Below are 25,791 nucleotides of genomic sequence, written 5' to 3' on the forward strand. Positions count from 1 at the left end.
AGTGGAGTCCTGATGTATTCCGAACCCGAGCACGATCCCGACGTTGACGATGACAGTGGGGAACGGAGCGGACGCCGCCGCGCGCAGCTGCCCGGCAGCGGCCTCGACTCGCTGACAGGGCCGAGTCCGGCCATACGCTATGCCGATGCCATGCGACACCAACCTGGACGCGTCTTCTGGATCTCGATCCTCGGTGTCGGCGCATTCACGCTGTGGGGAGTCCTCTCCCCTGACGGCATGGCTGCGGCGATGACCACTGCCATGGATGCCGTCGCCGCGAAGGTGGGATGGGTCTATCTCGTCCTGACGCTCGGGTGCATCGGTCTCCTCGTCTACCTCGGTTTCGGTCGTTTCGGCCGGGTCCGCCTCGGTGCCGATGATGACCGTCCCGAATACAGCACCTGGGCCTGGCTGACGATGATTCTCTCCGCGGTGATGGGCATCGGCCTCATCAGCTACGGTGTGGCCGAACCGATCACCCACTTCACCACCCCGCCGCATGGGCTCGCCGACCCCGGCACCAACGAAGCCGCCGTACGTGCTCTGCAGTTCTCCTACTTCGACTGGGGACCGCATGCCTGGGCCGTGTTCGGTGTCTTCGGCCTCGCCATCGCCTACTCGACTCACCGGCGCGGCAACACCGGACTGATCTCCCCGATGCTGCGGCCACTGTTCGGCAAGGCAATGGACGGCTGGCTGGGAAATGTCATCGACATCCTCGCCGTCATCGCCACGCTGTTCGGCACGACCACGTCGCTCGGCCTCGGTGCCTCTCAGATCAGCGAGGGCCTCAACCGAGTCTTCGGAATCCCGAACGAGCTATTCGTTCAGATCATCATCATCCTCGGCATCACGGTGGTCTTCACGCTCTCGGCACTCTCGGGAGTCAACCGCGGGATCAAGTTCCTCAGCCAGACGACCGCCGTGCTCTCGATCTTCCTCGGCCTCTTCGTCCTCATCGTCGGGCCGACCGGGTTCATCGGAAACCTCTTCTTCCGCTCGACGGGTGAGTACCTCAACGACTTCTTCAAGGTCAGCCTGCTCACTCCGCTGGTCTCGGGTGACGTCGAGTGGTACCAGTACTGGACCTACTTCATGATGGCCTGGTGGCTGAGCTGGGGCGCTTTCGTCGGCGTCTTCCTCGCGAAGATCTCGAAGGGGCGGACCGTCCGCGAATTCGTCCTCGGCGTCATGGGCATTCCCAGTCTTGTCTTCTTCGTCTGGTTCACGATCTTCGGAGGCACCGCAATCAAGATCGACATGGACGGTGATGGCGGGATCGGCGCGGCAGCGGCCGAAGATGTGAATTCGGCGTTCTTCGAGACCCTCGAACATCTGCCCTGGGTGGGCCTCACCTCGGTGATCGCGATTCTTCTCGTCGTCCTCTACTTCGTCTCGGGTGCGGATGCGAACACATTCGTGCTCAGCATGCTCACGTCTCGCGGCACGCTCGAGCCGAGCCGATGGGTGCTCGCCGTCTGGGGTGCGCTCACGGGAACATCGGCGATGGTCCTCTTCTTCGCCGGAGGACTCGCGGCACTGCAGCAAGCGGCGATGCTCTCCGCCCTGCCGTTCGCGGTCATCGTGGCGCTGCTCGGCTACTGCATCGTCAAAACGCTGCACGAGGATCAGACGATGGATGCTTACCGCACGGTGCGGCGCCGGGACCTCGAAACTGGCGGGACAGGCACGCGCGGCGAAGAGTCCGTTGATATCGATGACACCGCCGTCAAGCCGGCACCCGCCGCCGACTGACCCCGCTGGCAGACTCCACCGCCTCAGACGGAATCTCGAACAGTGGTCGCAATCGGATACTTTCAGGACGACCTCCTGAGTATCCGATTGCGACCACTGTTTTGTGCCAGAGGTGTCAGCGCTTCTCCTCGTCTTCCAGCCGCGCAAACGCCAGGTGGGCGAGCGCTGCGGCCTGATCGCCGAGCAGGCCGTCGTCGAAGACCACCCTCGGCGAATGGTTCGTCTCGGCGTCCGGGTCGATGCCCTCGGGCGTCGCGCCCAGGAACACGAATGTGCCCGGCACCTTCTGCAAGACGAAGGAGAAGTCCTCCGACCCCATCCGCGGATGCTCCATCTCGACGACCCGCTCGGACCCGAATACTGAGCCCAGTCGCTCGAGCACGACCGTCGACTCGGCAGGGTTGTTCACGGTCACGGGGAATCCCACTTGGAAGTCCACCTCGGCGGTGCAGCGGTGAGCCCGGGCGATGTTCTCGGCGATCTCCGTCACCCGCTCCTGCAGCAGGGCCACAGACTCGGCGGAGAGGAAGCGGATGGAGGCGGTGAGCTTCGCCGAGTCCGGGATGACGTTGCTGGCCTGCGCGGCTTCGAGCTGAGTGACCGAGACGACGACGGGATCGAAGATGTCGAAGGACCGACCGGTCATCGTGTTCAGGGCCAGCACCACCTCGGCGAGCGCCGGCACGGGGTCGCGGGTCGCCTGCGGTTGGCTGCTGTGTCCGCCCGCCCCGTGGATGGTCAGGTTGAGGTCGGCGAAGCCGGCCATGAGCGGCCCGCCCTTCGTCGTGAACCGACCTCGAACGTCGGCTTCGACGTGGATGCCGTAGGCCGCGACGACCGGGACTCCGGCGGCCTCGAGCACGCCCTCGGCGATCATCGGCTCGGCCCCGCCTTCGACCTCTTCGGCGGGCTGGAACATGAAGATGATCGACCCGGGGATCTCCTCGCGGTGAGCCGCGAGCAGGCGTGCGGCACCGACGAGTCCCGCCGTGTGCAGGTCGTGACCGCACGCGTGCATATTCCCGTTCTCAGAGGCGAAGTCGAGGCCGGTGTCCTCGACGACCGGCAGCGCGTCCATGTCCCCGCGCAGCAGCACCGCGGGCCCGGGTTTCCCGCCCTTGAGGACGGCCACCACCGAGGTGAGCGACTCCCCCGTGGTGATCTCAAGTCCCAGCCCGGCGAGCTCATCGAGCACCGTCCGCTGCGTGAAGGGAAGGTCGAATCCCAGTTCGGGGTTCGCGTGCAGCTTGCGTCGCAGGGAAATGAGATCGCCGAGGTGGCCCTGAGCTTCGGTGCGGAAATCTGGGGTGGTCATGGGGCTCCTCATCGTGTGGGTGGCGTGCGGTTCGGTTCGACCGGTTCCGGTCGGCTGCTGTTACCAATCTATGCCCTGCGGTGGTCAACGCACCCTTGTTGCCGGTCTGCACGGGCAAGTAATGTTGATTACCCACGTCACTCAACGAGGAGACCGAGCGTGCGCATCATCATTACTCAGAACATCACCCTCGACGGTCGTGTCGAGATGCTCGACGACTGGTTCGATCCGCAGGCCCAGGACGAAGAGCTCTCGGCCGAACTCATGCGGCAGTCCGCGAACGAGGACGTGCTGCTGCTCGGTCGGCAGACCTTCGAGGACTTCCGCGGCTATTGGCCGAACGCCACCGATGACACCACCGGAGTCGCGGACCACCTCAATCAGGTCGACAAACGCGTCGTGTCTTCGACGTTGACCGAACCGGGCTGGCAGAACACACAGATCATCAGCTCCGATCCGCTGCGCGCGGTCGCTGACCTGCGCGAGGCACCGGGACGCGATGTCATCGTCACCGGCAGCATCACCCTGGCCCACGAACTCATCGCGGAGGGACTCGTCGATGAGTATCGGATGTTCACCTATCCGGTATGGCAGGGTCGCGGACGCGGTTACTTTCACGACGGAGCACATTCGGCCAGGCCGCCTCGCCTCAAACTCATCGATGCGAAGTCCTTCCCCAGCGGCATCACCTATTCAGCCTACGAACCGAGCGCCTGACCGGCGGCGAACTCGCCTGAGCTCAGAGCCGAGGAGCTGGTACCGTCTCTGCTCATGGAGCAGCCCGGGCTTGTTGTCTACGACCTCGATGGTGTCATCACACGCAAGGACACGTTCTCCGCACTCGTCATGAGCCGCTTGGTACGTTCACCATTGCGCATGATTCGATCGTTGTCGGCGGCCGCGCTCCTACTCTCCGAACGTAAGGCACTGGCGTCACGCAGGATCGCAGAGATCGCACTGTCCGGGATGGCTGACGACAGCTACACGGAACTAGCCGAACGCCTCGGCCGACAATTCGCCGCTGATGCTCAGTGGATACGCTGCGACACCGTGCAGCGCATTCGCCGCCAGCACGAACAAGGATCACGGATCGTCATCGCCACGGCCACTGAGCGGCGCCTCGCCCACGCCCTGCTCACAGCCGTGGACATTCCTTACGATCTGCTGTCAGCATCCCTCCTCGCGGCCACCGATTCCGGGCTCAAGGTCGCCGATCATCGTGTCGGAGCTCGCAAGGTCGAAGCCCTGCGCGAATTGGGAGAACCCATCGAAGAGGCCGAATTCGTCACCGATTCGCTGACCGACCTGCCCACCGCTCTGGCAGCGGCCCGAGTTGTGCTCGTGGGCGCTTCCGAACGCACTCGCCGCCGATTCGGCGAGCGCGGAGTCCGCATCCACGACGCATCGTGACCGGAACGGCTGTGCCAAAGCGCCTCGCCTCTGACCAGCAGCACGCTCCGTCAGGCAGCGATCAAGTCAGCCCGTATGCTCATAGGTCAGTCCGCGTGAGTGCGTTCGAAGTCCTTGCCCCACTCGTTCATCGCCTCGACGATCGGCTGAAGGCTGCGTCCCAGATCGGTCAGTGAGTACTCGACGCGCGGCGGCACTTCCGGATAAACGGTGCGCAGAACCAGACCGTCCTCCTCGAGCTCGCGCAGCTGCCTGGTGAGAGTCTTCGTGTTCGCCAAAGGCACCAGTCGCCCGAGTTCGTTGAACCGGCGAGTTCCCTCGAGCAGATGCTTGACGACAGTGAGCTTCCAGGTGCCGCCGACCGCCGAGACCGCCACCTCGACCGGGCATACCTCCATCGCGCGCCGAACCGGCAACCGCATATGCACCTCCATAGGGACAGAAATGTCCGTACTAGACGCTCGTACTCTAAGCGCCCACGATGGAGACATGCAATACGATGACACCCGTTCGACCGTCCTCTGGTTGAGCGCCCACCCCGAACCACGTTCGCTCAACGGAAGCTTGCGCACGATCGGAATCGAGCATCTGCGCACACTCGGCCACACCGTCTTCGAATCCGATCTCTATGCCATGGAATGGGACCCGGTGCTTCGCCCTCGCGATGCCGGCATCCCCTCATCGGATCGGTTCCGCATCAGTGCCGACACCCGCACTGCGCACCTCACCGGCACCCAACCTGACGCGATCGTTCGCGAACAGGAGAAGCTGCGACGGGCAGATGCGCTCGTCGTCCAGTTCCCGCTGTGGTGGTACGGAATGCCGGCAATCCTCAAAGGCTGGTTCGACCGAGTCTTCGTCAGCGGCTTCGCCTTCGGAACCGACGAGGCCACCGGACGGCGACTCCGCTTCGAACAGGGCCCCTTCACCGGCAAACGCGCACTCGTCATCACCACACTTGGAGATCGTCCGCACGCCATCGGCCCCCGCGGGAAGTCCGGTGAGCTCAACGAACTCCTCTTCGGCCTCCTCCACGGAACCTTCGCCTACACCGGCATGAGCGTGCTCGAACCGTTAGCCATTCCCAGCGCCGACCGTATCGACGACTTCACACCGATCCGCACCCGCCTCACCGACCGCCTCAGCGAGCTCTTCACTGCCCCGACGATCCCCTACCGGCCGCAGTTCACCGGCGAGTACACCACCGACTGGGAACTCGCGCCCCACCTGCGCCCCGGAGAGCACGGGCTGCGGATCCACACCGCCTGCTGACCGGACGCTCAATACAGATCCGCCGCCCGTCGTCCGTCGCACTATCGAAAGGCCCACCGAACCCATGAGCACAAGTGCCGTCGTACCCTTCGACCTCCACCTCCCGCAGTCCGAAATCGATGACCTCAACCGCAGACTCGCCACTGCCCGCCTGCCCGAAGCAGAGACCGTCGCGAGCCAGATACCGGCACCGGGACCTGGCCGGTGGTCCCAGGGTGTCCCGCTCACCGACCTCGTCGACCTCGTGGACTACTGGCGAACCGACTATTCGTGGCGAAACTTCGAGACTCGGCTCAACGAGATCGGCCAGTTCCGCACCGTCATCGACGGACTCGGAATCCACTTCCTCCACCGCCGGTCCTCGCGACCCAACGCAACCCCGTTGGTCCTCACCCATGGGTGGCCCGGCAGCATCGCCGAATACGTCGATGTCATCGACGAACTAGCCGAACCGACCGATCCCGAGGCACCGGCGTTCCACTGCGTCGTTCCCTCACTGCCGGGTTTCGGATTCAGCGACAAGCCGAGCAGCACCGGCTGGTCGACGGAGAAGATCGCCGAAGCCTGGGTGACGCTCATGAGCAGGCTCGGTTACGACCGCTTCGCAGCCTTCGGCGGTGACTGGGGAGGGGTGATCACCACGATCCTCGGCGGACGCTTCCCCGACCATCTCATCGGAATCCACACCACCTACGCCCCTGGCGTCCCCGACGCATCACTCGACGAGCTGACAGCAAGCGAGCGCGCATGGGCCGAAGACGCTGCAGACTTCTGGGCCAATCGGGCCGCATATGCCCATCAGCAGGCCACCCGCCCACAGACCATCGGATACGGCCTCGTCGACTCGCCGGTCGGACAACTGGCGTGGATCCTCGACAAATTCGCCGAATGGACGGACACCCGCGACAGCCCCTTCGAGAAGATCTCACGGGACCGACTGCTCGACAACGTCTCTCTGTACTGGCTGATGCGCACCGGTGCCTCCTCGGCGCGCATCTACTTCGAAAGCCACGACTCCCTCGACCCCGATCTGCGAGTCGACGTTCGCACGGCTATCACGATGTACCCCTGCGATATCGAAAGGTATCCGCGCGAATTGTCACAGCATCGCTACCGGCGCATCGTCCGCTGGCAGGCGGCCCCGAAAGGCGGACACTTCCCGTCCCTCGAAGCACCGCACGAGTTCCTCGCTGACCTCAGGGCCGGTCTGACGGCAATCCTCACGCCGTGCCGAACATGACTTTCCGGCCGTCGGGGTCCTCGACCGTGACGACGACATCGTCGACCGCCACGAGCGGAGTGCCCGCGTTCTTGATCCGTTCGAGGAACTCCGCCTGATCCGGGATCCGGAAGTACAGGTGCGTGAGATTCGACTCCGTCACCGGCGGGAACGCATAGTCGGCGAACGCCTCGGCCGAGTGCAGAGCCACCTGCACTCCCCCGGCCTCGACGACGAAGTAGGAGTACTCCTCATCGCCCTCGATCGTCAGCGGCAGCCCCGCGATCTCGCGATAGAAGGCGGCGGTCGCCTCGGCGTCTGTGCAGGTGAGGAACACTCCGCGAAACGTCGATTCCATGGCCAACTCCCTTCGCTGCGGATGGCACGGACCGTGCTCCGTGCGATTCCGATAGCCGCAGTGTATCCGCCGAGGCGGCCGACCGTCAGTGCCCGATCGACGAATCCGAGACGAACAGAAGATACCCGGGGCCTCCCCGATCCTGCCGACCGCAATCGTCCTTGCCAAGCGACGCACATACTCCACACATTCTTCGGGGAGTCGGCACTGTTAGCCTGGCAGGCTGAAACCGATGAGCAGGAGTGAATGTGCGAACGAACCGGTGGCTGCTGGGCCTGGCCATGTCCGTATCCGTGGTGGCGTTGGCCGCCTGCGGCAGTCAGGGCGACGAAGCAAAGCCGAAGGAGTCCTCGGCCGCGGCCGAACAGTCCCCCGGCGCCGACTCTGCTCAGGACCAACAGGGCCAGCAGGGCAAACCGAACACGAAGGACATTCCGAAGGTCGTCGCCGAGGTTAACGGCGAGAAGATCCTCAAGGACGACTTCGTTCCCCTCTTCGAAACCCAGTATCAGCAGATGCAGATGCAGGCTCAGCAGTCCGGTCAGCCGGTCGATGAGAAGGGCCTGAAGAAGCAGACGGTCGAGAACCTTGTGAGCACCGAAGTGCTCGTCCAGGAAGCCGACAAGCGCAATATCGACGTCTCGGACAAGGACATCGACAAGGGGCTCAAGGAATCCGCGAAATCGGGACAGATGAGCGAGAAGGACTTCCTCAAAGCCATGAAGGACCAGGGCATGGACGAGGAGAACGTCCGCTCGGAGCTGAAGAACCAGCTGAAGATCGAGGGCCTCGTCGAGGACGAATACGGTGAGTTCGAGGTCAGCGGCGAAGAGATCGGGCAGGCCTACGAACAGGCGAAGTCCCAGCAGGAGCAGATGGCGCAGCAGGGCGGCCAGGGCCAGCAGGAGATGCCGCCGATCGAGGACATGCGTCCCCAGCTCAAGGAACAGGTGAAGAACCAGAAGTCTCAGGAAGCGACGCAGAAATTCGCGAAGAAGCTGCGTAAGCAGGCCGACGTCACGATCCACCTCTGAGCCCCGAGAGCCACGGACGACATCCCACTTGGCAAGAAATTGCCGCCTTTTCTCAAGAAAATGCTGAGTGTTCCTCGCATTTCTCTTGTGTGGAACTTACTCTGAGGTGGACTCTCCGGTCGGTCAACTGACCGCCGGCCGCACCTGCCGTCCGCTGACCGGTGTCGACGGTGACACGAGTTCCACTGCAGAAAAGGACTTCCCGTGGCTTCCATTCTCACGCGCTCGGCGATCGTCGCGCCGAAGAACTTCAACCGGTGGCTGATCCCACCGGCCGCTCTGGCCATCCACCTGTGCATCGGCCAGGTCTACGCATTCAGCGTCTTCAAGATCCCCTTCATGTCGCACTTCGACGCCGGTGAGGTCTCGATCGGCTGGATCTTCTCGATCGCGATTCTCATGCTCGGCATCTCCTCTGCCGTCTTCGGCCCCTGGGTGGAGAAGAACGGCCCCCGCGCCTCGATGGTTGCCGCCGGAACCTGCTGGGTCGTCGGCTTCTTCATCGCCTCGCTCGGCATCATGACCGGGCAGCTGTGGCTGGTCTACCTCGGCTACGGAGTCATCGGCGGAATCGGTCTGGGCATCGGCTACATCTCCCCGGTCTCGACCCTGATGAAATGGTTCCCTGACCGTCCGGGCCTGGCCACGGGACTGGCCATCATGGGCTTCGGCGGCGGTGCCCTCATCGCCAGCCCGATGTCGAACCAGCTCATGGCCCTCTTCGGCGGCGGCTCCGACCCGGAACACCTCGTCGCCGGTCTGACCCCGACCTTCGTCACCCTCGGCATCGTCTATGCCGTCGTCATCGCCGCCGGTGCCTTCGTCATCCGCGTCCCCCACCCCGAATGGACCCCGAAGGGCTTCGACCCCTCGAAGGTCAAGGCGAAGCCGATGCAGACGAAGGGCAACGTCTCGGTCCGCAATGCCATCCGCACACCGCAGTTCTGGCTGCTGTGGGTCGTCCTGTTCCTCAACGTCACCGCGGGCATCGGCATCCTCGAGAACGCCGCCCCGATGATCCAGTCCTACTTCGGCATCACCGCGGCCGCAGCGGCCGGCTTCGTCGGTCTGCTCTCGATCGGCAATATGGGCGGCCGGTTCATCTGGTCGACGACCTCGGACTACCTGGGTCGAAAGAACAACTACATGATGTACCTCGGCGTCGGTGCGATCCTCTACCTCGTCGTCGCCCTCTTCGGCGGCGGCTCGATCTTCCTCTTCGTGCTCGCCACCCTCATCATCATCTCCTTCTACGGCGGCGGGTTCGCCACGATCCCCGCCTACCTCAAGGACCTCTTCGGCGTCTACCAGGTCGGAGCCATCCACGGTGCCCTGCTCACCGCCTGGTCGGCGGCCGGTGTGGCCGGTCCGCTCATCGTCAACTCCGTCGTCGAGGCCGGCGAGGCGGCAGGGAAGGAAGGCCCCGAGCTCTACACTCCGGGAATGTTCATCATGGTCGGCGCGCTGGTCATCGGCTTCATCGCCAATGTGCTCGTCCGCCCGGTCAGCGAGAAATACTTCGAACGTGAAGAGGACGTCGCCGCCAAGCAGGCCGCCGCCCTCGAAGAGAACTGAAGGAAGGGTCAGATCATGAACGATTCCACCCCCGTAGCCCACGTCCCCGACTCCGGATCGCCGCAGTCCCCCGTCGGCGGCGCCTATAAGGCCGTCGGCTCCGTCCTCACCGTTGTCGTGGTCGGCGGCCTCCTCTGGGGCCTGTCTCTGACCGTGGTCAAGGCCGTCGCGATCTTCACCGGCTGAGACTCCCTCAGACAGGATCCCCGTCAAGGCGGTTCCCCATCCTCACCTCGCCGAGGCGGCCCCTACGCAGCCGCCCACCCGCCGTCCTCGACGCGGGCCCCCTTCCGATCCCCGGCAGAACCATGGTTCTGCCGGGGTTCGGTCGTCTTCAGTCATGGTCGGACCGGCCGTGGACAGCCCTGCTGTGACCCCCGACCGTCTTCCTCCCCCTCAGTGAAGAATCTTCGCCGGCCCCTTGCCACCGACTAACTTAAGTGCTTAACTTACAGCATGGATCTCGCTCATGAACTCCACGACCTGGTCCGCACACTCGACCGGTGGGCGGAGCAGATGCTGCGCCCCGAGGGACTGACCTACAACCAGTACGTCGCCCTCGTCATCCTCGGCCAGCACCCCGACATCACCGGGCGCACGCTCTCTAAATCACTCGGCGTCACCGAGGCGGCCGGATCCGGGATCGTCAAAGCCTTGCTGACCGACGGCCTCATCACCAACGGCGCGACTCCGGGATCCGGCAATCGTAGGGAACTGCGCCTCACCTCGGCGGGGGAAGACAAAAGCGGGCACTGCGCACGCCTGCTCGGACACTCCCTCGACGACAATGCCCGAGCGATCGGCATCGACCCGAACTCTCTGGCCTCCACGATCCGCGACCTCCACGACGAGGTCCGCACCATCCGCTCCGAGACCCCGAAGGACCACTCATGACCCTCATCCTCGCCGCCCTCGCGGCCGCCTGCGGATTGGCTCGGCTCGCCCTCTTCATCGCTCTCCACCTCGTCAAGAGCGAGTACTCGATCGTCAGCCACGCCGTCAGCGACTATGCGGTCGGTTCAACCCGGCGCCTGAGCAGCGCGATGACCTGGGTGACGGTGCCGTTCTGGGGATTGCTCGCCGCGGCGGTCGTCGTCGGCTTGCCGGATTGGGAGGATTCGACGTTCGTCAGCATCGCCCTCGCGGTCCTCGCGATGATCTTCCTCGCCCTGCCCTTCGTCCCCACCGATCTGGAAGGCGAGAAGCTGACCACGATCGGGCGACTGCACTATCTCATGGCTATCGCCTGGTTCGCCCTCAGCTACGCCTGCATGGGCAACTTCGTGCGACTCTTCATCGCCGAGGGACCGGCACCCTTGGCACAGCTCCTCCAGGTGATCTCGTGGTTCGCACTCGTGTCCCTCATCGTCAGCGTCGCCGTGCTCATCATCAAGCCCCTGCGCCCGAAGTTCTTCGGCATCGCCGAACGCATCTTCATCCTCTCGGTCAACCTCTTCTACATCGGCGCCGCGATCGGCATCATCGTCATCGCCGGCTGATCGGCTCAACCCTCTCAGCCCTCGACTGACAAAGTCGAAGCTTCGCTCCAGCTGCGCCACAGCTTGGCCACAGCGTGCGGGTACTCAATAGGAATCACAGAGCACTTCCGCAGAACGGAGAAAGGCACAGACCATGAACGAGTCGAAGCGCATGAGGTCAGCACAGATGGCGACCGGCGCTGGGTACAACGGTGAGAACGCATTCGGCACCGAGACGACGGCAGCATCCGTCACCCGATCCCGCCCCCGGAGGCGTCGACTCGCCCTGGCCGTCACCGGAGCGGCAGCGGCGCTGGCGCTGAGCATCGGAACGACTGCAGGCCTGCCGGGCGCCGCGGCGGCCCATGCCCGCACGGTCGCGGGCGTGACCACCGAGTCAGCCATCCCCTTCACCGGGCAGCCGACCGACCCCAGCCAGGGCAGCGGGCAGAACAGCAACAGCCAAGGGGGCAGCGGTCAGGACGGAACACAGTCCCCGAACTTCGGACAGGGAAACGGCGGCCAAGGCAGCTACGGCGGAGGCACCGCTCCCGGCGGCGGCTCGCAGTCCCCTGACACCGGCCAGGGCAGCGACGGCTCTTCCCAGCAGGAGGCCAGCCCGGCGAGTGAGAAGGAGTCGACCGGCGTCGTCCTCATCGACACCGAGCTCGGCTATGAGAACGCCGAGGCGGCCGGCACCGGCATCGTGCTGAGCAAGGACGGTCTCGTGCTGACGAACAACCACGTCATCGCCGATTCGACGAAGATCTCCGTCACCGTAGCCACCACCGGCAAGACCTACGAGGCCTCCGTCGTCGGCTCCGATTCGACGGAGGACGTCGCCGTGCTCCAGCTCAAGGGCGCCTCGGACCTGCAGCCGGCCACGGTCGATGACGACTCGGTCACGGTCGGTGACGACGTCACCGCCGTCGGCAATTCCGAGGGACAGGGACAGCTGCAGGCCGCCGACGGCACGGTCACCGACCTCGGCGCCTCCGTCACCACCACCGCTCAGGGCTCCGAGGATTCGGAGACGCTGAACAATATGATCCAGGTCCAGGCCGATATCGTCTCGGGCGATTCGGGTGGGGCCCTGCTCGATGACGAAGGCGAGGTCGTCGGCATGAATACCGCGGCCTCGTCGGGATCGGCCACGGTCACCGGCTTCGCCATCCCGATCGAGTCGGCGCTGTCCACGGCCGAGTCGATCATCGACGGCGAGCAGACGAGCACGAACACCCTCGGCTATCCGGCGTTCCTCGGCATCGGGGTCCAACAGGATTCGCAGAACGGGCAGTCGAGCCAGTCGGGCCAGGGCAGCCAGTCGATCCAGCCAGGAGACGGCAGTTCGAACGGCCAGTCAGGTCAGCCGAGCCAGTCGGGCTCGTCGTCGCAGGCCGAAGGAGCAGTCGTCGCCGGAGTCTATGAGGACACCCCCGCCGCCGAGGCGGGACTGACCGCCGGAGACACGATCACACGGATCGGCTCGACCCAGATCACCGACGGCACCGGCCTCTCCTCGGCCATCGCCGAGCACAAGCCCGGTGACACCGTGTCGCTGAGTTGGACGGACGCCAACGGTCAGACCCACAGCGCGAAGGTGACTCTGACCGAGGGCCCCGCAGCCTGAGCCGGAGATTGCCCAACCACCCCGGGCGAGACGTAAGATCGGGCCATGCCCGGACACGAAGACGCCTCGCCCGCGGAGTGGTCGCACCGCCCCCGGTCGGGCCATTGGCGCCTCGACTGGCCGACGATCCTGCGCAATATCGCTCTCGCCCTCGTCGTTCTGGCCGGAGTATGGGCGGTCTTCAATGTTCGGCTGCCCTCGGTCGACGTGCTGCAAGCCGATATCGCGGCCGCCGGATTCTGGGGCTTCGCCGTCTTCGTCCTCATCTACATGGCCGTCGCCGCCACCCCGATCCCCGTGACGATCATGGCCACCGCCGGAGGACTCATCTACGGGCTGCCGTTCGGCACCATTCTGTCGATGGTCGGAGTCGTCGCGGGATGCTGGATCGGCTACTGGATCGCTCGAGCGCTCGGCCGGGACACCGTGCTGCGGCTGCTCGGCTCCCATGCCGAGACGATCGAATCCAAGCTCACCGGCGGCGGCTTCTACGCAGTGTGCACCCTGCGCCTCATGCCCGGGTTCCCGTATTGGCCGGTCAACTACGGCAGCGGAGCACTGGGCATCGACAACCGCACATTCCTCAGCGCCACCATCATCTCGTCCCTGCCGGGTCAGCTCTCCCTCGTGGCCGTCGGCGCCTTCATCGGGGAGCCGAATGTCCTCAACGGCATCGGCGTGGGCATCTCCTGGGCACTGGTCATCACGCTGACGATCATCACGATGCGCCGCTGGAAGCGCACCCGAGACGCCGAACACGCACAGGCAGAGACGCCTGAAGTTCCTGAGTCTTAGTCGAAGTTCGGCTTTCGACGCTCCTGGAACGCCGTGAACCCTTCGGCGTAGTCCGGGGTCTGCCGCGCCGATTCCTGCAGGGCCGCCTCTTGGGCGAGCACCTCGGCGAGATTCGGGCGTTCGTCGGCGAGCTTCTGCACGAAGCCCTTCTCCATCGCGAAGGCCTCGGCCGGTCCGGTGACGATCTTCTCCAGCTTCGATTCGACGAAGTCGGTCAGTTCCACGGCGGGAACCGCACGGGAGACGATCCCGGTGGCGGCCGCCTCGGCGCCGGTCATGAAATCACCGGTGACGATAAGATCCATCGTCCGGTGATAGCCGACCCGGTCGAGGAACACGTGGTGGGCGCCGGAATCGAGCATCGCACCGATTGCGGCGAACGGGGACCCGAACTTCGCATCATCGGCGGCGAAGATGATGTCGGCTGCCGCCGCGACCCCGTACCCGAGCCCGAGGGCCGCCCCCTGGACCTGGGCGATCACGGGGATCGGCAGCGCCCTGATCGCCTGGAAGACGGGGGCGAAGATCTCGGCGAGGAAGGCGTGGGCGTCATCCGTCTCGACGTCGACGTTCGCGATATCGCGACCGGAGCAGAAGACCTTGCCCTCTCCGCGGATGAGGAGCACGCGGACGTTCGGGACCGCCTCGGCGACCTTGGCCACGGCGGCCGCGATGTCGCGGAGGTTGTCCGCGTCGAGGGCGTTGCGGGACTCGGGTCCGTCGAGGACGAGCTCGGCGATCGGGCCGCGGTTCTTCAGTTGGATCTCGGTCATGGATGCTCCTTTGCGTGTCCTGTCAGTGTGGTGCGGCCGGTGCCCGCCGGGCGGACGCCCGTGGTCACCAGGTGTAGAAACCCTGTCCGGTCTTGCGGCCGAGTTCACCGGCGGCGACCTTGTCCTTCAGTATCTGCGGGGGTGTGAAGCGCTCACCGATCTCCGCTGCGAGGTGCTCGGCGATGCCGAGGCGCACATCGAGGCCGACGATGTCCGTCGTCTTCAGCGGCCCGGCCGGATGCCGGTAGCCAAGGGTCATGGCCCGGTCGATGTCCTCCGCACTGGCGACGCCGTCTTCGACCATCCGCATCGCTTCCAAAGCGAGAGCCACGCCGAGGCGGGAGGAGGCGAATCCGGGCGAGTCCTTCACCGTGATCGCAGTCTTCCCCAGACCCGTCACCCATTCCTTGGCGACGTCGACGAGCTTGGGATCGGTGTGGGTGCCGACGACGACCTCGACGAGTTCGGACACGGGCACCGGGTTGAAGAAGTGCAGGCCGATGAGCGCCTGCGGCCGCGGCAGGGCTGCGGCGAGCTCGTCGATCGACAGCGCCGAGGTGTTCGTGCCGATGCTCGCAGCAGGAGCGTGCTTCGCGATGGTCGCAAGGACCTCCTGTTTGAGTTCGACGATCTCGGGCACGGCTTCGACGACGAGGAGAGCCTCGTCGAGCAGGGTGGGATCACGGTCGACGACGACGGTTCCGGGCACCTCGATGCCCTTGGACCGTGACTTACTCGTCGACGCGTCGATGCGTTCCCGGGCTGCGGCCACGGTGTCGTCGGTGTTCTCGATGACGATGACTCGGGCACCGGCGGTGGCGAAGGCATGCGCGATTCCGGCACCCATCCGACCGCCTCCGAAGACGCCGACGACATCGGGGACGCGGGCGGTGGTGGGGGCCGCCTCGGTGGGGGTGTCAGTGGTGTCGCTCATGCGTTGTCGCCTTCTTCTCGGGTGCGCGAATCGCGCTGCTGGTCGATCGCTTCGGTGGTCACGGCCTCGGCGCGTGCGCGCTCGGCCGCTTCCTGCTCGGCTGTCTTCTTCGCCTTCTTGGCCTCGCGCTTGGACAGGAACGCATCCATGCGGGCGAACTTCTCCTCGGTTTCGAACAGCACGGCCTGGGCCACATTGTCGATGAGCGGATGCGCTTCACGCGGCGCGTGGAACGCCGATTTGCTCAGCCGCACGGCCAGGGGTGCGAAGCTCGCAATCCGATCGGCCAGTGCCTGACCGGCGAGTTCGAGGTCCTCGGGATCGACGACGTCGTTGAGCAGACCGATGGCCTTGGCTTCGTCGGCCTGCAGGGTGCGTCCGGCCAGGAGGATCTCCTTGGCGCGGGGCTCGCCGACGAGTTCGCGCAGACGCCAGGCGGCTCCGGCGGCGGCGAGGATGCCCAGACCGGTCTCCGGGTTGCCGATCTTCGTCGACGGGGTCCCGATGCGGAAGTCCGCGGCGAAGGCGAGCTCGGCTCCGCCGCCGAGGGCGAATCCCTCAACGAGCGCGATGACCGGCATCGGCAGTTCCTGGATGCGGGAGAAGATCTTCGAGTTGATCCCGGCCAGGGCATCATCGCGGCGACGATTGCGCAGCTGCGAGATATCGGCACCTGCGGCGAAGATGCCGGAGGTGCCGGTGAGGATCGCGACCTTCGGTTCGGCCTCGAGTTCGGCACACACCGCGTGGAGGGCATCGACCATCGACTGGTCGATGGCGTTGCGGACCTCCGGCCGGTTGAGGCGGATGATCGTGCGGTCGGAATGGCGTTCGATGAGCAGCGGGGAGGCGGAATCGTTCACGCCGGGTGCGCCGTTCGTGTCCCCGCCGGTGCCGCCGGCGCTCACACGCGCTCCAGCAGCAGCGCCGAACCCTGGCCGACGCCCACGCACATGGTCGCCAGTCCCTTCTTCGCCCCGGCCTGCTCCAGGCGGTTGAGCAGGGTCAGAGTGATGCGGGTGCCCGAGCAGCCCAGCGGGTGGCCGAGCGCGATCGCTCCGCCGAAGCCGTTGACGGTCTCCGGGTCGAGGCCGAGGTCGCCCATGCACGCCAGCGACTGGGAGGCGAAGGCCTCATTGAGTTCGACAGCCTCGAGTTCGCCGACCTTCCACCCGGTGCGCTCGAGCACCTTCCGGGTCGCGGGGACGGGTCCGATGCCCATGATCTCCGGGGACACACCGGCATTGGCACCGGCGACGATCCGGGCGCGCGGGGTGAGTCCGTGCTTGTTCGCATAGTCCTCGGACACGAGCACGACGACGGCGGCACCGTCATTGAGCGAGGAGGAGTTTCCGGCGGTGATGACGCCCCCGGGTCCGTGGATGGGGCGCAGCTTGCCGAGCTTCTCCAACGTCGAATCGCGCGGACCCTCATCGGCGGTGATTTCTCCGATGGGCAGGATCTCCGGATCGAAGCTGCCGGCGTTCTGCGCGGCGAGCGCCTTCTGATGGGACTGATAGGCGAATTCGTCGAGGGCCTCACGGCTCAGCTGCCACTTCTCGGCGACGCGTTCGGCCGTCTGCGGCATCGACAGAGTCGTGTCTTCACCGAAGGCGGGGTTCGTGAACCGCCAGCCGATGGAGGTGTCCCAGGTCCGGCCCGGCTTCGACCACGCACGCGAGGGCTTCTCGCTCACCCACGGGGCTCGAGTCATCGATTCGACTCCGCCCGCCACGACCACATCGGCATCTCCCGCGGCGATCATCGCCCGTGCCGTCGTGATCGCGGTCATCCCCGAGGCGCACAGACGGTTGACGGTGAACCCGGGCACGGATTCGGGCAGTCCGGCCAGGAGCACGGCCATGCGCGCGATGTTCCGGTTGTCCTCACCGGCCTGGTTCGCCGAGCCGAGGATCACCTCGTCGATATCGGTCGGGTCGATGCCCGCCCGCTCGACGACGGTCTTCATCGTGGTCGCCACGAGGTCGTCGGGCCGCTGGTCGGCCAGTGCACCCCCGTAGCGTCCGATGGGGGTGCGCAGTCCGTCCAGAATGAATGCCTCGGGCATGGGTCTCCTCGCTGAAGAGTTCGGGTAGGTGACATGGTACGGGCTTGCACCCGTTGGTGTGCGGGCCCGCGCCCGCTGGGGTTCGGGACGCTCAGGAGTCGAAGTCGACCGTGACCTCGTCGCTGACGGGGAACGTCTGGCAGGTGAGGACGAAGTTCGCTTCGACCTCGGCGTCCTCGAGGGCGTAGTTGCGGACCATGTTGACTTCGCCGCCGCAGATCTTCGCGCGGCAGGTTCCGCAGACGCCGCCCTTGCAGGCGAACGGCAGATCGGACCGGGATTCCTGTGCGGAATCGAGGATGGTCTTGCCCTGCGACATCGCCGAGGTGGAGCGCTTCCCGTCGAGGATGACCGTAACGTCGCTGGTGGCCCCTTCGACGACCTTGTCCGCGTGGACGACCTCCGGTGGGGGTTCGTCGACGTAGAAGAGCTCGAAGTGGATCTTCTCCTTCGGCACGTCGAATTCGGCGAGGACCTTGCGGGCGTCTTCGAGCATGCCGAAGGGGCCGCACAGCCACACATGGTCCATGCTGCCGATCGGGACGATGGCGGTGAGCAGATCCCGCAGCTTCTCCGCGTCGAGGCGGCCGGAGAAGAGCTCGACATCGCGGGGTTCGCGGGAGAGGACGTGGACGAGGTCGAGCTGTTGGTTGCGGGCGTCCTTGAGGTCGGCGAGCTCCTCGGCGAACATCACGGTGTTCGTGTGCCGGTTGCCGTAGAGCAGGGTCACCGAGGCGTCGGGGTTGGACAGCACGGTCGAGGCGATGGAGAGCATCGGGGTGATTCCCGAACCCGCCGCGATGCACAGGTGCCGGCCGCCGGCGGAGGCGTCGGCGCGGAAGCTGCCCGAGGGCGGCTGCACCTCGATGGTGTCGCCGGCTCGGACCTCGTTGACCAGCCACAGGGAGAAGAGCCCTTCGGGGACTTCGCGGACACCGATGCGCGGGGCGGTTCCCGCCGGGGCGCAGATCGAATAGGTGCGGCGGTGCTCCTGGCCGTCGATGATGCGTCGCAGGGTCAGGGACTGTCCGGCGGCGAAGTCGAAGAGTTCGCTGTATTCGGCCGGCACGTCGAAAGTCACTGCGGCCGAATCCTCGGTGAGGTGGTCGACGGACTTCACGGTGAGTGGGTAGAAAGCCGACCGGGAGCGTCCGTCGGCGGGCTCGGTGGCGGGAGCCGCCTCGGCGGTCTGATCGATCGTCTGTGTCATCAGATCTCCTTCACATGGTCGAACGGTTCGAGGCAGTCGTTGCACTGGTACATCGCCTTGCACGCGGTCGCGCCGAACTCGGAGGACAGGCGGACGTTGTCGGATCCGCACAGCACGCAGGTCACGGCGCGGCGGGTGGGCATGAGGGTCAGCGCCACGGGGCCGGTGCGGACTGGGGCGGACCCTGGTGGGGAGATTCCGGCGTCCTTGAGTGCTTGTCTGCCGCGTTCGGTGATCCAGTCGCTCGTCCAGGCGGGTGTCAGGGACACGCGCACCTCGGCGTCGGGGAAGCCGGCCTCGAGGAGTTCGCGCTGCAGGTCATCGCGCATCGTCGCCATCGCCGGGCAGCCCGAATAGGTGGGGGTGATGGTGGTGACGACGTGGCCGTTCTCAATCGTGACGTCGCGCAGAACTCCGAGGTCGAGGAGGGTGAGCATCGGCATCTCGGGGTCGGTCACGCGTTCGGCGGCGGCCCAGGCACGGTCGATCGCCTCGGCGTCGGTGATGTCTGCTGTACGGGTGTCGGTCGGGTAGGTCTCGAGCATGGCGGTCACCACTGACCCTCCGGGTGCTCCCGGGCGACGACCTGCATCTCGGCGAGCAGCTTCGACAGGGCCTCGGTGTGGAGTCCGTCGCGGCCCTTGCCGCCGTGGACGCCGACTCCGGCCAGTCCGCCGCGTTCGGGCCGGTCGATTCCGGCTGCGGCGAACACCTGGTCGAGGATGACGGATGCCTCATCGGCCACGGTCGCGGGGTCGACGCCGATTCCGGCCTCGGCCACGGCAGTCTCGACCGGATGGGTCTCGAAGAGCTCGGACCACAGCGGCCACAGGCCGTTCAGCGCGGTGACCAGGCGGGACTTCGATTCCTCGGTGCCGCGGGCCAGGGTCACGACCCAGCGTCCGGCGAAGTCGCGGTGGTAGGACATCTCCTTCACGCCCTTGGCCGCGATGGCCGCGAGCACGGTGTCGCGGCTGTCGGTGAGGCGTTCGAAGATCGACAGGCGCCAGGTGGAGTAGATGAGGATCTTCGCGACCGCCTCGGCGAAGTCGCCATTGGGCACCTCGGCGAGGCGGACATTGCGGAAGCCCAAGTCGTTGCGGAAGAACGCGAGACGGTCCTCATCGGGGACCGGGGAGCCTTCGGGGAGTTCAGGGACGAGCTCCGGATCGGCTGCGGCGGCGCGGGCGAGCAGGAGACGAGCCTGCCCGAGGAGGTCGAGGGCGATGTTCGCCAGCGCGATGTCCTCTTCGAGGTCAGGGGCGTTCGAGCACCATTCGGAGATCCGCTGGCTGAAGACGAGGGCGTCGTCGCCGAGCATGAGGCAGTACGCGCCGAGGTCCTTGGCGTCGACGCCGTCGGGCACGGTCGTGTCGACGCCGGCCAGGGGGTCTTCGAAGTCGGTGCCGAAGGCCCAGTTCGCGTCGTTGACGAGCAGACCGGAGTACGCGTTGTCGTGGTCGCCGTGATCGACGTTCGTGCCGGCTTCGTCGTGTTCGACGTGGATGGTGGGTTCGTTGTTCGCAGTCATCTCTCGCCCCTTCTCACATATGGGGGACATCGGCGGGGATGTCGTAGAAGGTGGGGTGGCGGTAGACCTTGTCGCCGCTGGGGGCGAACATCGGGTCCTTCTCGTCCGGGCTCGAGGCCGTGATGTCGGAGGCGCGGACGACCCAGATGCTCACGCCTTCGTTGCGTCGGGTGTAGACGTCGCGGGCATGGTGGACGGCCATCTGGTCGTCGGCGGCGTGCAGGGATCCGACGTGGACGTGGTTGAGTCCGCGCTTGCCGCGCACGAAGACCTCGTACAGCGGCCATTCGCCGCGGGTCGAGCCCGCAGCGGATTCATCCTTCGCCGAGGTGGGGCCGGAGTTGGTCTCGGTCATTTCGCTGTCTCCTCGGGGGTGGTGGTGTCAACTCCGGCAGCGGGAGTCGCACCGGCCGCGGTCGGGGTGGCGGCCGCCTCGGCGGTCTGGTTCTCGGCGAAGGCGAGCGCTGCTTCGCGCACCCACGCTCCTTCGTCCCAGGCGCGCTTGCGGTGATTGAGGCGCTGTTCGTTGCAGGGTCCGTCTCCCTTGACGACGGCCCAGAACTCGTCCCAGTTCGGGGTGGAGAAGTCGTAGTGTCCGCGCTCTTCGTTCCATTTGAGGTTCTCATCGGGGAACGTCACGCCGAGGGCTTCGGCCTGCGGGACGGACATGTCGACGAACTTCTGGCGCAGCTCGTCGTTGGTGTGGGTCTTGATGCCCCAGGCCATCGACTGCTCGGTATTCGGCGAGTTGTCGTCGGGAGGTCCGAACATCATCAGCGCCGGCCACCAGAAGCGGTTGACCGATTCCTGGACCATCTCGCGCTGAGCGTCGGTGCCGCGCATCATCGTCATCAGCAGCTCGTAGCCCTGGCGCTGGTGGAAGGACTCTTCCTTGCAGATGCGGATCATCGCGCGGCCGTAGGGGCCGAAGGAGGTCCGGCACAGCGGCACCTGGTTGCAGATGGCCGCCCCGTCGACGAGCCAGCCGATCGTGCCGACATCCGTGTAGGACAGGGTCGGGTAGTTGAAGATCGAGGAGTACTTCTGCTTGCCGGCGACGAGCTTCTCGGTGAGCTCGTTGCGCGTGGCGCCCAGGGTCTCGGCGGCCGAGTAGAGGTAGAGGCCGTGTCCGGCTTCGTCCTGGACCTTCGCCAGCAGGATCGCCTTGCGACGCAGGGAGGGCGCGCGGGAGATCCAGTTGCCTTCGGGCTGCATGCCGATGATCTCCGAGTGCGCGTGCTGCGCGACCTGGCGGATGAGCGTCTTGCGGTAGGCCTCGGGCATCCAGTCCCGGGGTTCGATCCGATCCTTGGCCTCGATCGTGGCGTCGAACTGTTCCTGCAGCTGCGCCTCGTCGAAGCGGTTGTCGTTCACTTGAGTTGTCATGACCACTCCACCCTTGGATGTGCCCTTGTCAGGACCCGGCTCGGTCAGCGGCTGCCGACCTCCTCATCGGTCCGACCATCGTAAGACCTCTGGCCCGAGGGCATCCATTTACTGACCATTTGTTCTGTATTGTTGCCACCAGTGTCGCACACCCCCGGCCCGGGTGCAATGCCGTGCCGCCCACGCGAAGGAGCCACTCACCCCCGCCGTCCTGCCGCGTCGCCCGCCGAATATAGGTCAGCATCAGATACTTTCAGCGCCGGAAGATGTCCGATAGCGACCTATATTTCTCGGCAGCTATCCGATAGTGACCTATTCCCGCCTGCACTTGACGATGCGTGAGCGATTCGCAGACGAACACACCCCGAACACACCCCGTGACTTGACAGCGACGACGATCGGAACGATATTTATTGACCAGATGGTCGTTAATTCTCCGACGGGCTGACCGTCCGGAATCGCGGGGAACTCTCACCGTCGTCAATACGCAGCGGCGCAGGCACTCCTCGTGCATCGGCGCCTGAACCCGCGACTCGAGGAGGAGCCGACCATGGGACAGCCCGCCCACGATACGACGACCGCGGAGTCACAGACCCCGAACACCTCCACCCCCGCCGAGGCGGCGCCCGAGTCCCCCACCGAGGCGACCACTCCGTCCCCCGCAGACGCCCCCACCGAGGCGGCGCCCGAGCTCACCGGTGCCGCCGCGATGTTCGCCAACGATCGCGCCTCCCAGCACCTGGGCATCACCGTCGATGACCACGGACCCGGGTGGGCGCAGTGCTCGATGACGGTCACCGACATCATGACCAACGGCCACGACATCACCCACGGCGGCTACATCTTCCTCTTCGCCGACACCACCTTCGCGATGGCCTGCAACTATCCCGGCTCGATCACCGTCGCCTCCGGCGGAGACATCGACTTCCTCAAACCCACGTACCTCGGTGACGAGCTCGTCGCCCGCGGCCATGAGGTCATCAAGCAGGGCCGCTCGGGCATCTACGACGTCACCGTCACGCGCGGCGACGACATCATCGCCACCTACCGCGGCCGCTCCCGCACGCTGCCCGCCCGCAAGTAGACCCGACCAACCACACGGCCGCCGGCTCCGCGACAGGCACCATGCCGCGCCGGACCACCCCCACCGAACCACCCGTCGACGACCGAACACCGAAGAACGGTGGACCACCTCGGCGGTTTTTGGATCTGACACACAGAAGAGATTCGCAAGGAGACGATGATGACTGAGACCGACCTCGACGCCGGCGAACGGATGAGCCTGGACGAGCTGCGCTCCGACCAGCTGAAGAACCTCAAGACGACGGTGACCTCGGTGTACGAACGGGTGCCGTTCTACCGGAAGGCCTTCGACGACCTCGGCGTGACTCCCGCCGACATCACGAGCCTCGATGACATTGCGAAGCTGCCGTTCACGACCAAGCAGGACCTGCGCGACAACTATCCGTTCGGGCTCTTCGCCGTCCCGCAGGAGCAGGTCGCGCGCATCCACGCCTCCTCGGGAACGACGGGCCTGCCGACCGTCGTCGGGTACACGATGGGCGATCTCGATCGGTGGGGCAGCCTCATCGCGCGGTCCATCCTCGGTGCCGGCGGCAAGCGCGGACAGATGATGCACAATGCCTACGGCTACGGGCTGTTCACCGGCGGCCTCGGCGTCCACGGGGCGGAGCGTCACGGGTTCACCGTCGTCCCGATCTCCGGTGGTCAGACCCCGCGCCAGGTGCAGCTCATCCAGGACTTCAAGCCGGACATCATCACGGCCACCCCGACGTACCTGCTCACGATCCTCGACGAATTCCACAAGCAGGGCATCGACCCGACCACGACGAGCCTGAAGACCGCGATCTGCGGCGCCGAGCCGTGGACGGACGAGATGCGCAAGGAGATCGAGAACTCCTTCAACATCGATGCCGTCGACATCTACGGTCTCTCCGAGGTCATGGGCCCCGGCGTGGCCTGCGAATCCGCGGTGACGAAGGACGGCCCGACGATCTGGGAGGACCACTTCTACCCGGAGATCGTCGATCCCTTCACCGGCGAGGTGCTGCCCGACGGCGAGGAGGGCGAACTCGTCTTCACCTCGCTGACGAAGGAGGCGCTGCCGATCATCCGCTACCGCACGCACGATCTGGCAACACTGCTGCCGGGCACCGCGCGCCCGAACTTCCGCCGCATCTCGCGCATCACCGGCCGATCCGATGACCTCATGATCATCCGCGGCGTCAACGTCTACCCCGCGAACGTCGAGACCGTGCTCTTCGAGTTCGCACCGCTGAGCCCCCACTTCCAGCTCATCCTCACCCGCCCTGGCCGGATGGATGAGATGACCGTCGAGGTCGAGGCCCGCGAAGGCGTCGGCGCCGTCGAGCTCGACGGCCTCGACAAGCTCGTGGCCGCCCGCATCAAGGAGCGCCTCGGCGTCTCCTGCGCCATCGACATCAAGATGCCCGGGGACCTGCCGCGCTCGGTCGGCAAGATGAAGCGCATCATCGACCGCCGCGAGGGCGTGCGCTGAGATGAGGCGCAGTGCGTGCGCTGAAGCGGCGCTGCGGACGCGCGCCGAGGTGAGTGCTGTGACTTGGATCGCGGCACTCACCGAGGTGGCCGATTAGACTGATGCGCATGCCCGAATCGTCCTCACCCGCGTCGACAGCTCCGGACTCGACGACGTCGTCCGCGGAATCGACGACCGCCGCGTCGACGTCCTCGACGACCCCCGCCGAGGCGACCGCCCCCAAACGCTCGCGCCGCGGCCGTCCCGGCTACGACCGGGAGACCTTGATCAACAAGGCCACAGAGGTCTTCGTCTCCCGCGGCTATGACGGCACGTCGATGGACACGGTCGCCCGTGAGCTCGGCATCACGAAATCCGCGATCTACCATCACGTGAAGTCGAAGGAAGAGCTGCTGCACCTGGCGATCAGCCGCGGCATCCGCGCCCTCGATTCCGCTGTGGAGACCGAGAGCCTGCGAGAGAATGTCACCGCGCTCGAACGCCTGCAGCTGGCCGTGCGCGCCAGCGTCGTCATCCTCATCGAGTACCACCATTCGGTGACCTTGCTGCTGCGCGTGCGCGGAAACTCACCGCTGGAACGCGAAGCCCTCGAGGCCCGACGCAATATCGATGCGAAGGTCCGTGCGCTCGTCGAGGCCGCCATCGCCGAGGGCGGTCTGCTCTCGGACTTCACTCCCGGCCTCATCACCCGTCTGCTCTTCGGCATGGTCAACTCGATCACCGAGTGGTACCGCCCCAGCTATCCCGTCGACCCCGACACCATCGCCGAGGCGGTCACAACGATGGCCTTCCAAGGCCTGGAGGCCTGAGGGTCGGGTCCTGGCCCCCGAGGCTCAGCTTTCCCCGATCACTCCCGCAGTCAGAACCCAGCCGAGTGTCGATTCGATCTCGGACAGCAGCTCCTGCCTCGGAGGCTGATAGTCGCCGATCACCCAGTCGACGACGATCTGAATACCGGCGCCGACGAGCAGGTCCCCGAGCACTCTCCGACGCGTGCCGGTGAGTACGGTGCCCGAGACGGCCACGCAGAGCGCATCGGCGAGTTCGCCGCCGATCACCCGACCGTGCCGACGGTAGAGCTCGTCGATGCGCCCACTGACTCCGAGCACTTCGAAGAGGTGGACTCGCGCGAAGATCGGGTTCGCCTGCGCCCAGCCGAGAAACCCGTCCATGAATCCGCGCAGCACCGCCATGGCCTCGGCGCCCTGCGCCTCCGTCACAGTCTCAGAGCCCCCTGCATCGGCCGCACCACCAGCGAGCACCACGGCCCGCAGATCGGCCACCACCCGCTCGTAGACCTCGACCAGGAGATCCTCCAAGGTGGCAAAGGATTCGTAGAAGTAGCGCTTGTTCAACCCTGCGGAATCGCAGATCGCGCCCACCGTGGCCGCCCGGTATCCCTGAGTCCCGAACAGTTCGATCCCTGCCGCGATGATCTGTTCCCGCCGAGCACTCTCCCGCGCTTCGCGGCTGGCTCCGGCGTAGGGGCGTCCTTGATTAGTCACAGTG

28 protein-coding genes are annotated in these 25,791 nt (G+C 65.8%); 15 read left to right on the forward strand and 13 right to left on the reverse strand.

The genetic code is table 11. The features are described from left to right. Positions 1-12 precede the first annotated feature (12 nt). Positions 13-1,755 (forward strand): BCCT family transporter, encoded by a 1,743-nt coding sequence (locus HK108_RS08030; RefSeq protein ID WP_181271103.1) that lies wholly within the window; start codon positions 13-15, stop codon positions 1,753-1,755. Between the two features lie 115 nt (positions 1,756-1,870). Here the strand turns inward: HK108_RS08030 and HK108_RS08035 are convergent, their stop codons facing one another. Beyond that, the gene (locus HK108_RS08035; RefSeq protein ID WP_172172898.1) at positions 1,871-3,070 is read right to left on the reverse strand and encodes a M20 metallopeptidase family protein; all 1,200 of its coding nucleotides are present in this window, start codon (positions 3,068-3,070) and stop codon (positions 1,871-1,873) included. Positions 3,071-3,229: 159 nt separating this feature from the next. Here HK108_RS08035 and HK108_RS08040 point away from each other — a divergent pair, with 159 nt between their 5' ends. Together HK108_RS08040 and HK108_RS08045 are read left to right on the forward strand one after the other, a co-directional pair. After that, positions 3,230-3,787, forward strand: coding sequence for a dihydrofolate reductase family protein (locus HK108_RS08040; RefSeq protein WP_139467764.1), 558 nt, complete (start codon positions 3,230-3,232; stop codon positions 3,785-3,787). A gap of 54 nt (positions 3,788-3,841) precedes the next feature. After that, on the forward strand, positions 3,842-4,480 hold the full coding sequence (locus HK108_RS08045) for a haloacid dehalogenase-like hydrolase (protein ID WP_181271104.1): 639 nt from the start codon (positions 3,842-3,844) through the stop codon (positions 4,478-4,480). 86 nt (positions 4,481-4,566) lie between these two features. Here the strand turns inward: HK108_RS08045 and HK108_RS08050 are convergent, their stop codons facing one another. Further along, positions 4,567-4,902 (reverse strand): winged helix-turn-helix transcriptional regulator, encoded by a 336-nt coding sequence (locus HK108_RS08050; RefSeq protein WP_181271105.1) that lies wholly within the window; start codon positions 4,900-4,902, stop codon positions 4,567-4,569. Between the two features lie 67 nt (positions 4,903-4,969). Between HK108_RS08050 and HK108_RS08055 the strand changes: the two genes are divergently transcribed. Beyond that, positions 4,970-5,752, forward strand: a complete 783-nt coding sequence (locus HK108_RS08055; protein ID WP_139467763.1) for an NAD(P)H-dependent oxidoreductase — start codon at positions 4,970-4,972, stop codon at positions 5,750-5,752. A 64-nt stretch (positions 5,753-5,816) separates the two neighbouring features. Then, positions 5,817-6,992: an epoxide hydrolase family protein gene (locus HK108_RS08060; RefSeq protein WP_181271106.1), complete on the forward strand. Its 1,176-nt coding sequence runs from the start codon at positions 5,817-5,819 to the stop codon at positions 6,990-6,992. On the opposite strand, the gene HK108_RS08065 is transcribed toward HK108_RS08060, so the two are convergent. Further along, positions 6,973-7,329, reverse strand: a complete 357-nt coding sequence (locus HK108_RS08065; protein ID WP_181271107.1) for a VOC family protein — start codon at positions 7,327-7,329, stop codon at positions 6,973-6,975. The genes HK108_RS08060 and HK108_RS08065 overlap by 20 nt on opposite strands. Before the next feature lie 248 nt (positions 7,330-7,577). Here HK108_RS08065 and HK108_RS08070 point away from each other — a divergent pair, with 248 nt between their 5' ends. The 7 genes from HK108_RS08070 to HK108_RS08100 all read left to right on the forward strand — a co-directional run bounded on the left by HK108_RS08070 (position 7,578) and on the right by HK108_RS08100 (position 13,841). Beyond that, the gene (locus tag HK108_RS08070; protein ID WP_229664031.1) at positions 7,578-8,363 is read left to right on the forward strand and encodes a SurA N-terminal domain-containing protein; all 786 of its coding nucleotides are present in this window, start codon (positions 7,578-7,580) and stop codon (positions 8,361-8,363) included. Positions 8,364-8,567: 204 nt separating this feature from the next. Beyond that, complete coding sequence (locus HK108_RS08075; RefSeq protein WP_139467760.1) at positions 8,568-9,938, forward strand: L-lactate MFS transporter; 1,371 nt, start codon at positions 8,568-8,570, stop codon at positions 9,936-9,938. Between the two features lie 15 nt (positions 9,939-9,953). After that, complete coding sequence (locus HK108_RS08080; protein ID WP_172172908.1) at positions 9,954-10,124, forward strand: hypothetical protein; 171 nt, start codon at positions 9,954-9,956, stop codon at positions 10,122-10,124. A gap of 270 nt (positions 10,125-10,394) precedes the next feature. Continuing rightward, positions 10,395-10,832 (forward strand): MarR family winged helix-turn-helix transcriptional regulator, encoded by a 438-nt coding sequence (locus HK108_RS08085; protein ID WP_139467759.1) that lies wholly within the window; start codon positions 10,395-10,397, stop codon positions 10,830-10,832. Beyond that, positions 10,829-11,437: a DUF998 domain-containing protein gene (locus HK108_RS08090; RefSeq protein ID WP_139467758.1), complete on the forward strand. Its 609-nt coding sequence runs from the start codon at positions 10,829-10,831 to the stop codon at positions 11,435-11,437. The genes HK108_RS08085 and HK108_RS08090 overlap by 4 nt, the downstream gene beginning before the upstream one ends. Positions 11,438-11,570: 133 nt before the next feature. After that, positions 11,571-13,046 carry a S1C family serine protease gene (locus HK108_RS08095; RefSeq protein WP_181271108.1) on the forward strand — a complete coding sequence of 492 codons (1,476 nt, stop codon included), beginning with the start codon at positions 11,571-11,573 and terminating at the stop codon, positions 13,044-13,046. 45 nt (positions 13,047-13,091) lie between these two features. Further along, entirely contained in the window at positions 13,092-13,841 is a 750-nt protein-coding gene (locus HK108_RS08100) for a TVP38/TMEM64 family protein (protein ID WP_139467756.1), read from the forward strand. On the opposite strand, the gene HK108_RS08105 is transcribed toward HK108_RS08100, so the two are convergent. From HK108_RS08105 to paaA, 9 genes are all read right to left on the reverse strand, one after another. Further along, positions 13,838-14,614, reverse strand: a complete 777-nt coding sequence (locus tag HK108_RS08105) for an enoyl-CoA hydratase/isomerase family protein (RefSeq protein ID WP_139467755.1) — start codon at positions 14,612-14,614, stop codon at positions 13,838-13,840. The two genes, HK108_RS08100 and HK108_RS08105, sit on opposite strands and share 4 nt — an antisense overlap. Before the next feature lie 64 nt (positions 14,615-14,678). Then, positions 14,679-15,548, reverse strand: a complete 870-nt coding sequence (locus HK108_RS08110; RefSeq protein WP_181271109.1) for a 3-hydroxyacyl-CoA dehydrogenase family protein — start codon at positions 15,546-15,548, stop codon at positions 14,679-14,681. Then, a complete protein-coding gene (locus HK108_RS08115) occupies positions 15,545-16,456 on the reverse strand; it encodes an enoyl-CoA hydratase/isomerase family protein (protein ID WP_229664030.1) in 912 nt (303 codons plus the stop codon). Before HK108_RS08115 ends, HK108_RS08110 begins: the two co-directional genes overlap by 4 nt. Then, positions 16,453-17,616, reverse strand: coding sequence for a thiolase family protein (locus HK108_RS08120; RefSeq protein ID WP_181271110.1), 1,164 nt, complete (start codon positions 17,614-17,616; stop codon positions 16,453-16,455). Before HK108_RS08120 ends, HK108_RS08115 begins: the two co-directional genes overlap by 4 nt. Before the next feature lie 91 nt (positions 17,617-17,707). Then, positions 17,708-18,826, reverse strand: a complete 1,119-nt coding sequence (gene paaE / locus HK108_RS08125; protein ID WP_181271111.1) for a 1,2-phenylacetyl-CoA epoxidase subunit PaaE — start codon at positions 18,824-18,826, stop codon at positions 17,708-17,710. Beyond that, the gene (gene paaD, locus HK108_RS08130) at positions 18,826-19,371 is read right to left on the reverse strand and encodes a 1,2-phenylacetyl-CoA epoxidase subunit PaaD (protein ID WP_139467886.1); all 546 of its coding nucleotides are present in this window, start codon (positions 19,369-19,371) and stop codon (positions 18,826-18,828) included. The genes paaE and paaD overlap by 1 nt, the downstream gene beginning before the upstream one ends. A gap of 5 nt (positions 19,372-19,376) precedes the next feature. Next, a complete protein-coding gene (paaC, locus tag HK108_RS08135) occupies positions 19,377-20,357 on the reverse strand; it encodes a 1,2-phenylacetyl-CoA epoxidase subunit PaaC (protein ID WP_139467751.1) in 981 nt (326 codons plus the stop codon). A gap of 13 nt (positions 20,358-20,370) precedes the next feature. Then, the gene (gene paaB, locus HK108_RS08140; protein ID WP_139467750.1) at positions 20,371-20,712 is read right to left on the reverse strand and encodes a 1,2-phenylacetyl-CoA epoxidase subunit PaaB; all 342 of its coding nucleotides are present in this window, start codon (positions 20,710-20,712) and stop codon (positions 20,371-20,373) included. Continuing rightward, positions 20,709-21,743: a 1,2-phenylacetyl-CoA epoxidase subunit PaaA gene (paaA, locus tag HK108_RS08145; protein WP_229664028.1), complete on the reverse strand. Its 1,035-nt coding sequence runs from the start codon at positions 21,741-21,743 to the stop codon at positions 20,709-20,711. The genes paaB and paaA overlap by 4 nt, the downstream gene beginning before the upstream one ends. Positions 21,744-22,293: 550 nt before the next feature. Between paaA and paaI the strand changes: the two genes are divergently transcribed. The 3 genes from paaI (at position 22,294) to HK108_RS08160 (ending at position 25,091) form a co-directional block, all read left to right on the forward strand. Continuing rightward, positions 22,294-22,827 carry a hydroxyphenylacetyl-CoA thioesterase PaaI gene (gene paaI, locus HK108_RS08150; protein WP_139467748.1) on the forward strand — a complete coding sequence of 178 codons (534 nt, stop codon included), beginning with the start codon at positions 22,294-22,296 and terminating at the stop codon, positions 22,825-22,827. A 159-nt stretch (positions 22,828-22,986) separates the two neighbouring features. Beyond that, positions 22,987-24,282 (forward strand): phenylacetate--CoA ligase PaaK, encoded by a 1,296-nt coding sequence (paaK, locus tag HK108_RS08155; protein ID WP_181271112.1) that lies wholly within the window; start codon positions 22,987-22,989, stop codon positions 24,280-24,282. A gap of 107 nt (positions 24,283-24,389) precedes the next feature. Beyond that, positions 24,390-25,091, forward strand: coding sequence for a TetR/AcrR family transcriptional regulator (locus HK108_RS08160; protein WP_181271113.1), 702 nt, complete (start codon positions 24,390-24,392; stop codon positions 25,089-25,091). Positions 25,092-25,115: 24 nt separating this feature from the next. On the opposite strand, the gene HK108_RS08165 is transcribed toward HK108_RS08160, so the two are convergent. Then, positions 25,116-25,787 (reverse strand): TetR/AcrR family transcriptional regulator, encoded by a 672-nt coding sequence (locus HK108_RS08165; RefSeq protein ID WP_181271114.1) that lies wholly within the window; start codon positions 25,785-25,787, stop codon positions 25,116-25,118. Positions 25,788-25,791: the final 4 nt, after the last annotated feature.

This window comes from Brevibacterium sediminis (genome assembly GCF_013623905.1).
GTDB lineage: Bacteria > Actinomycetota > Actinomycetes > Actinomycetales > Brevibacteriaceae > Brevibacterium > Brevibacterium sediminis.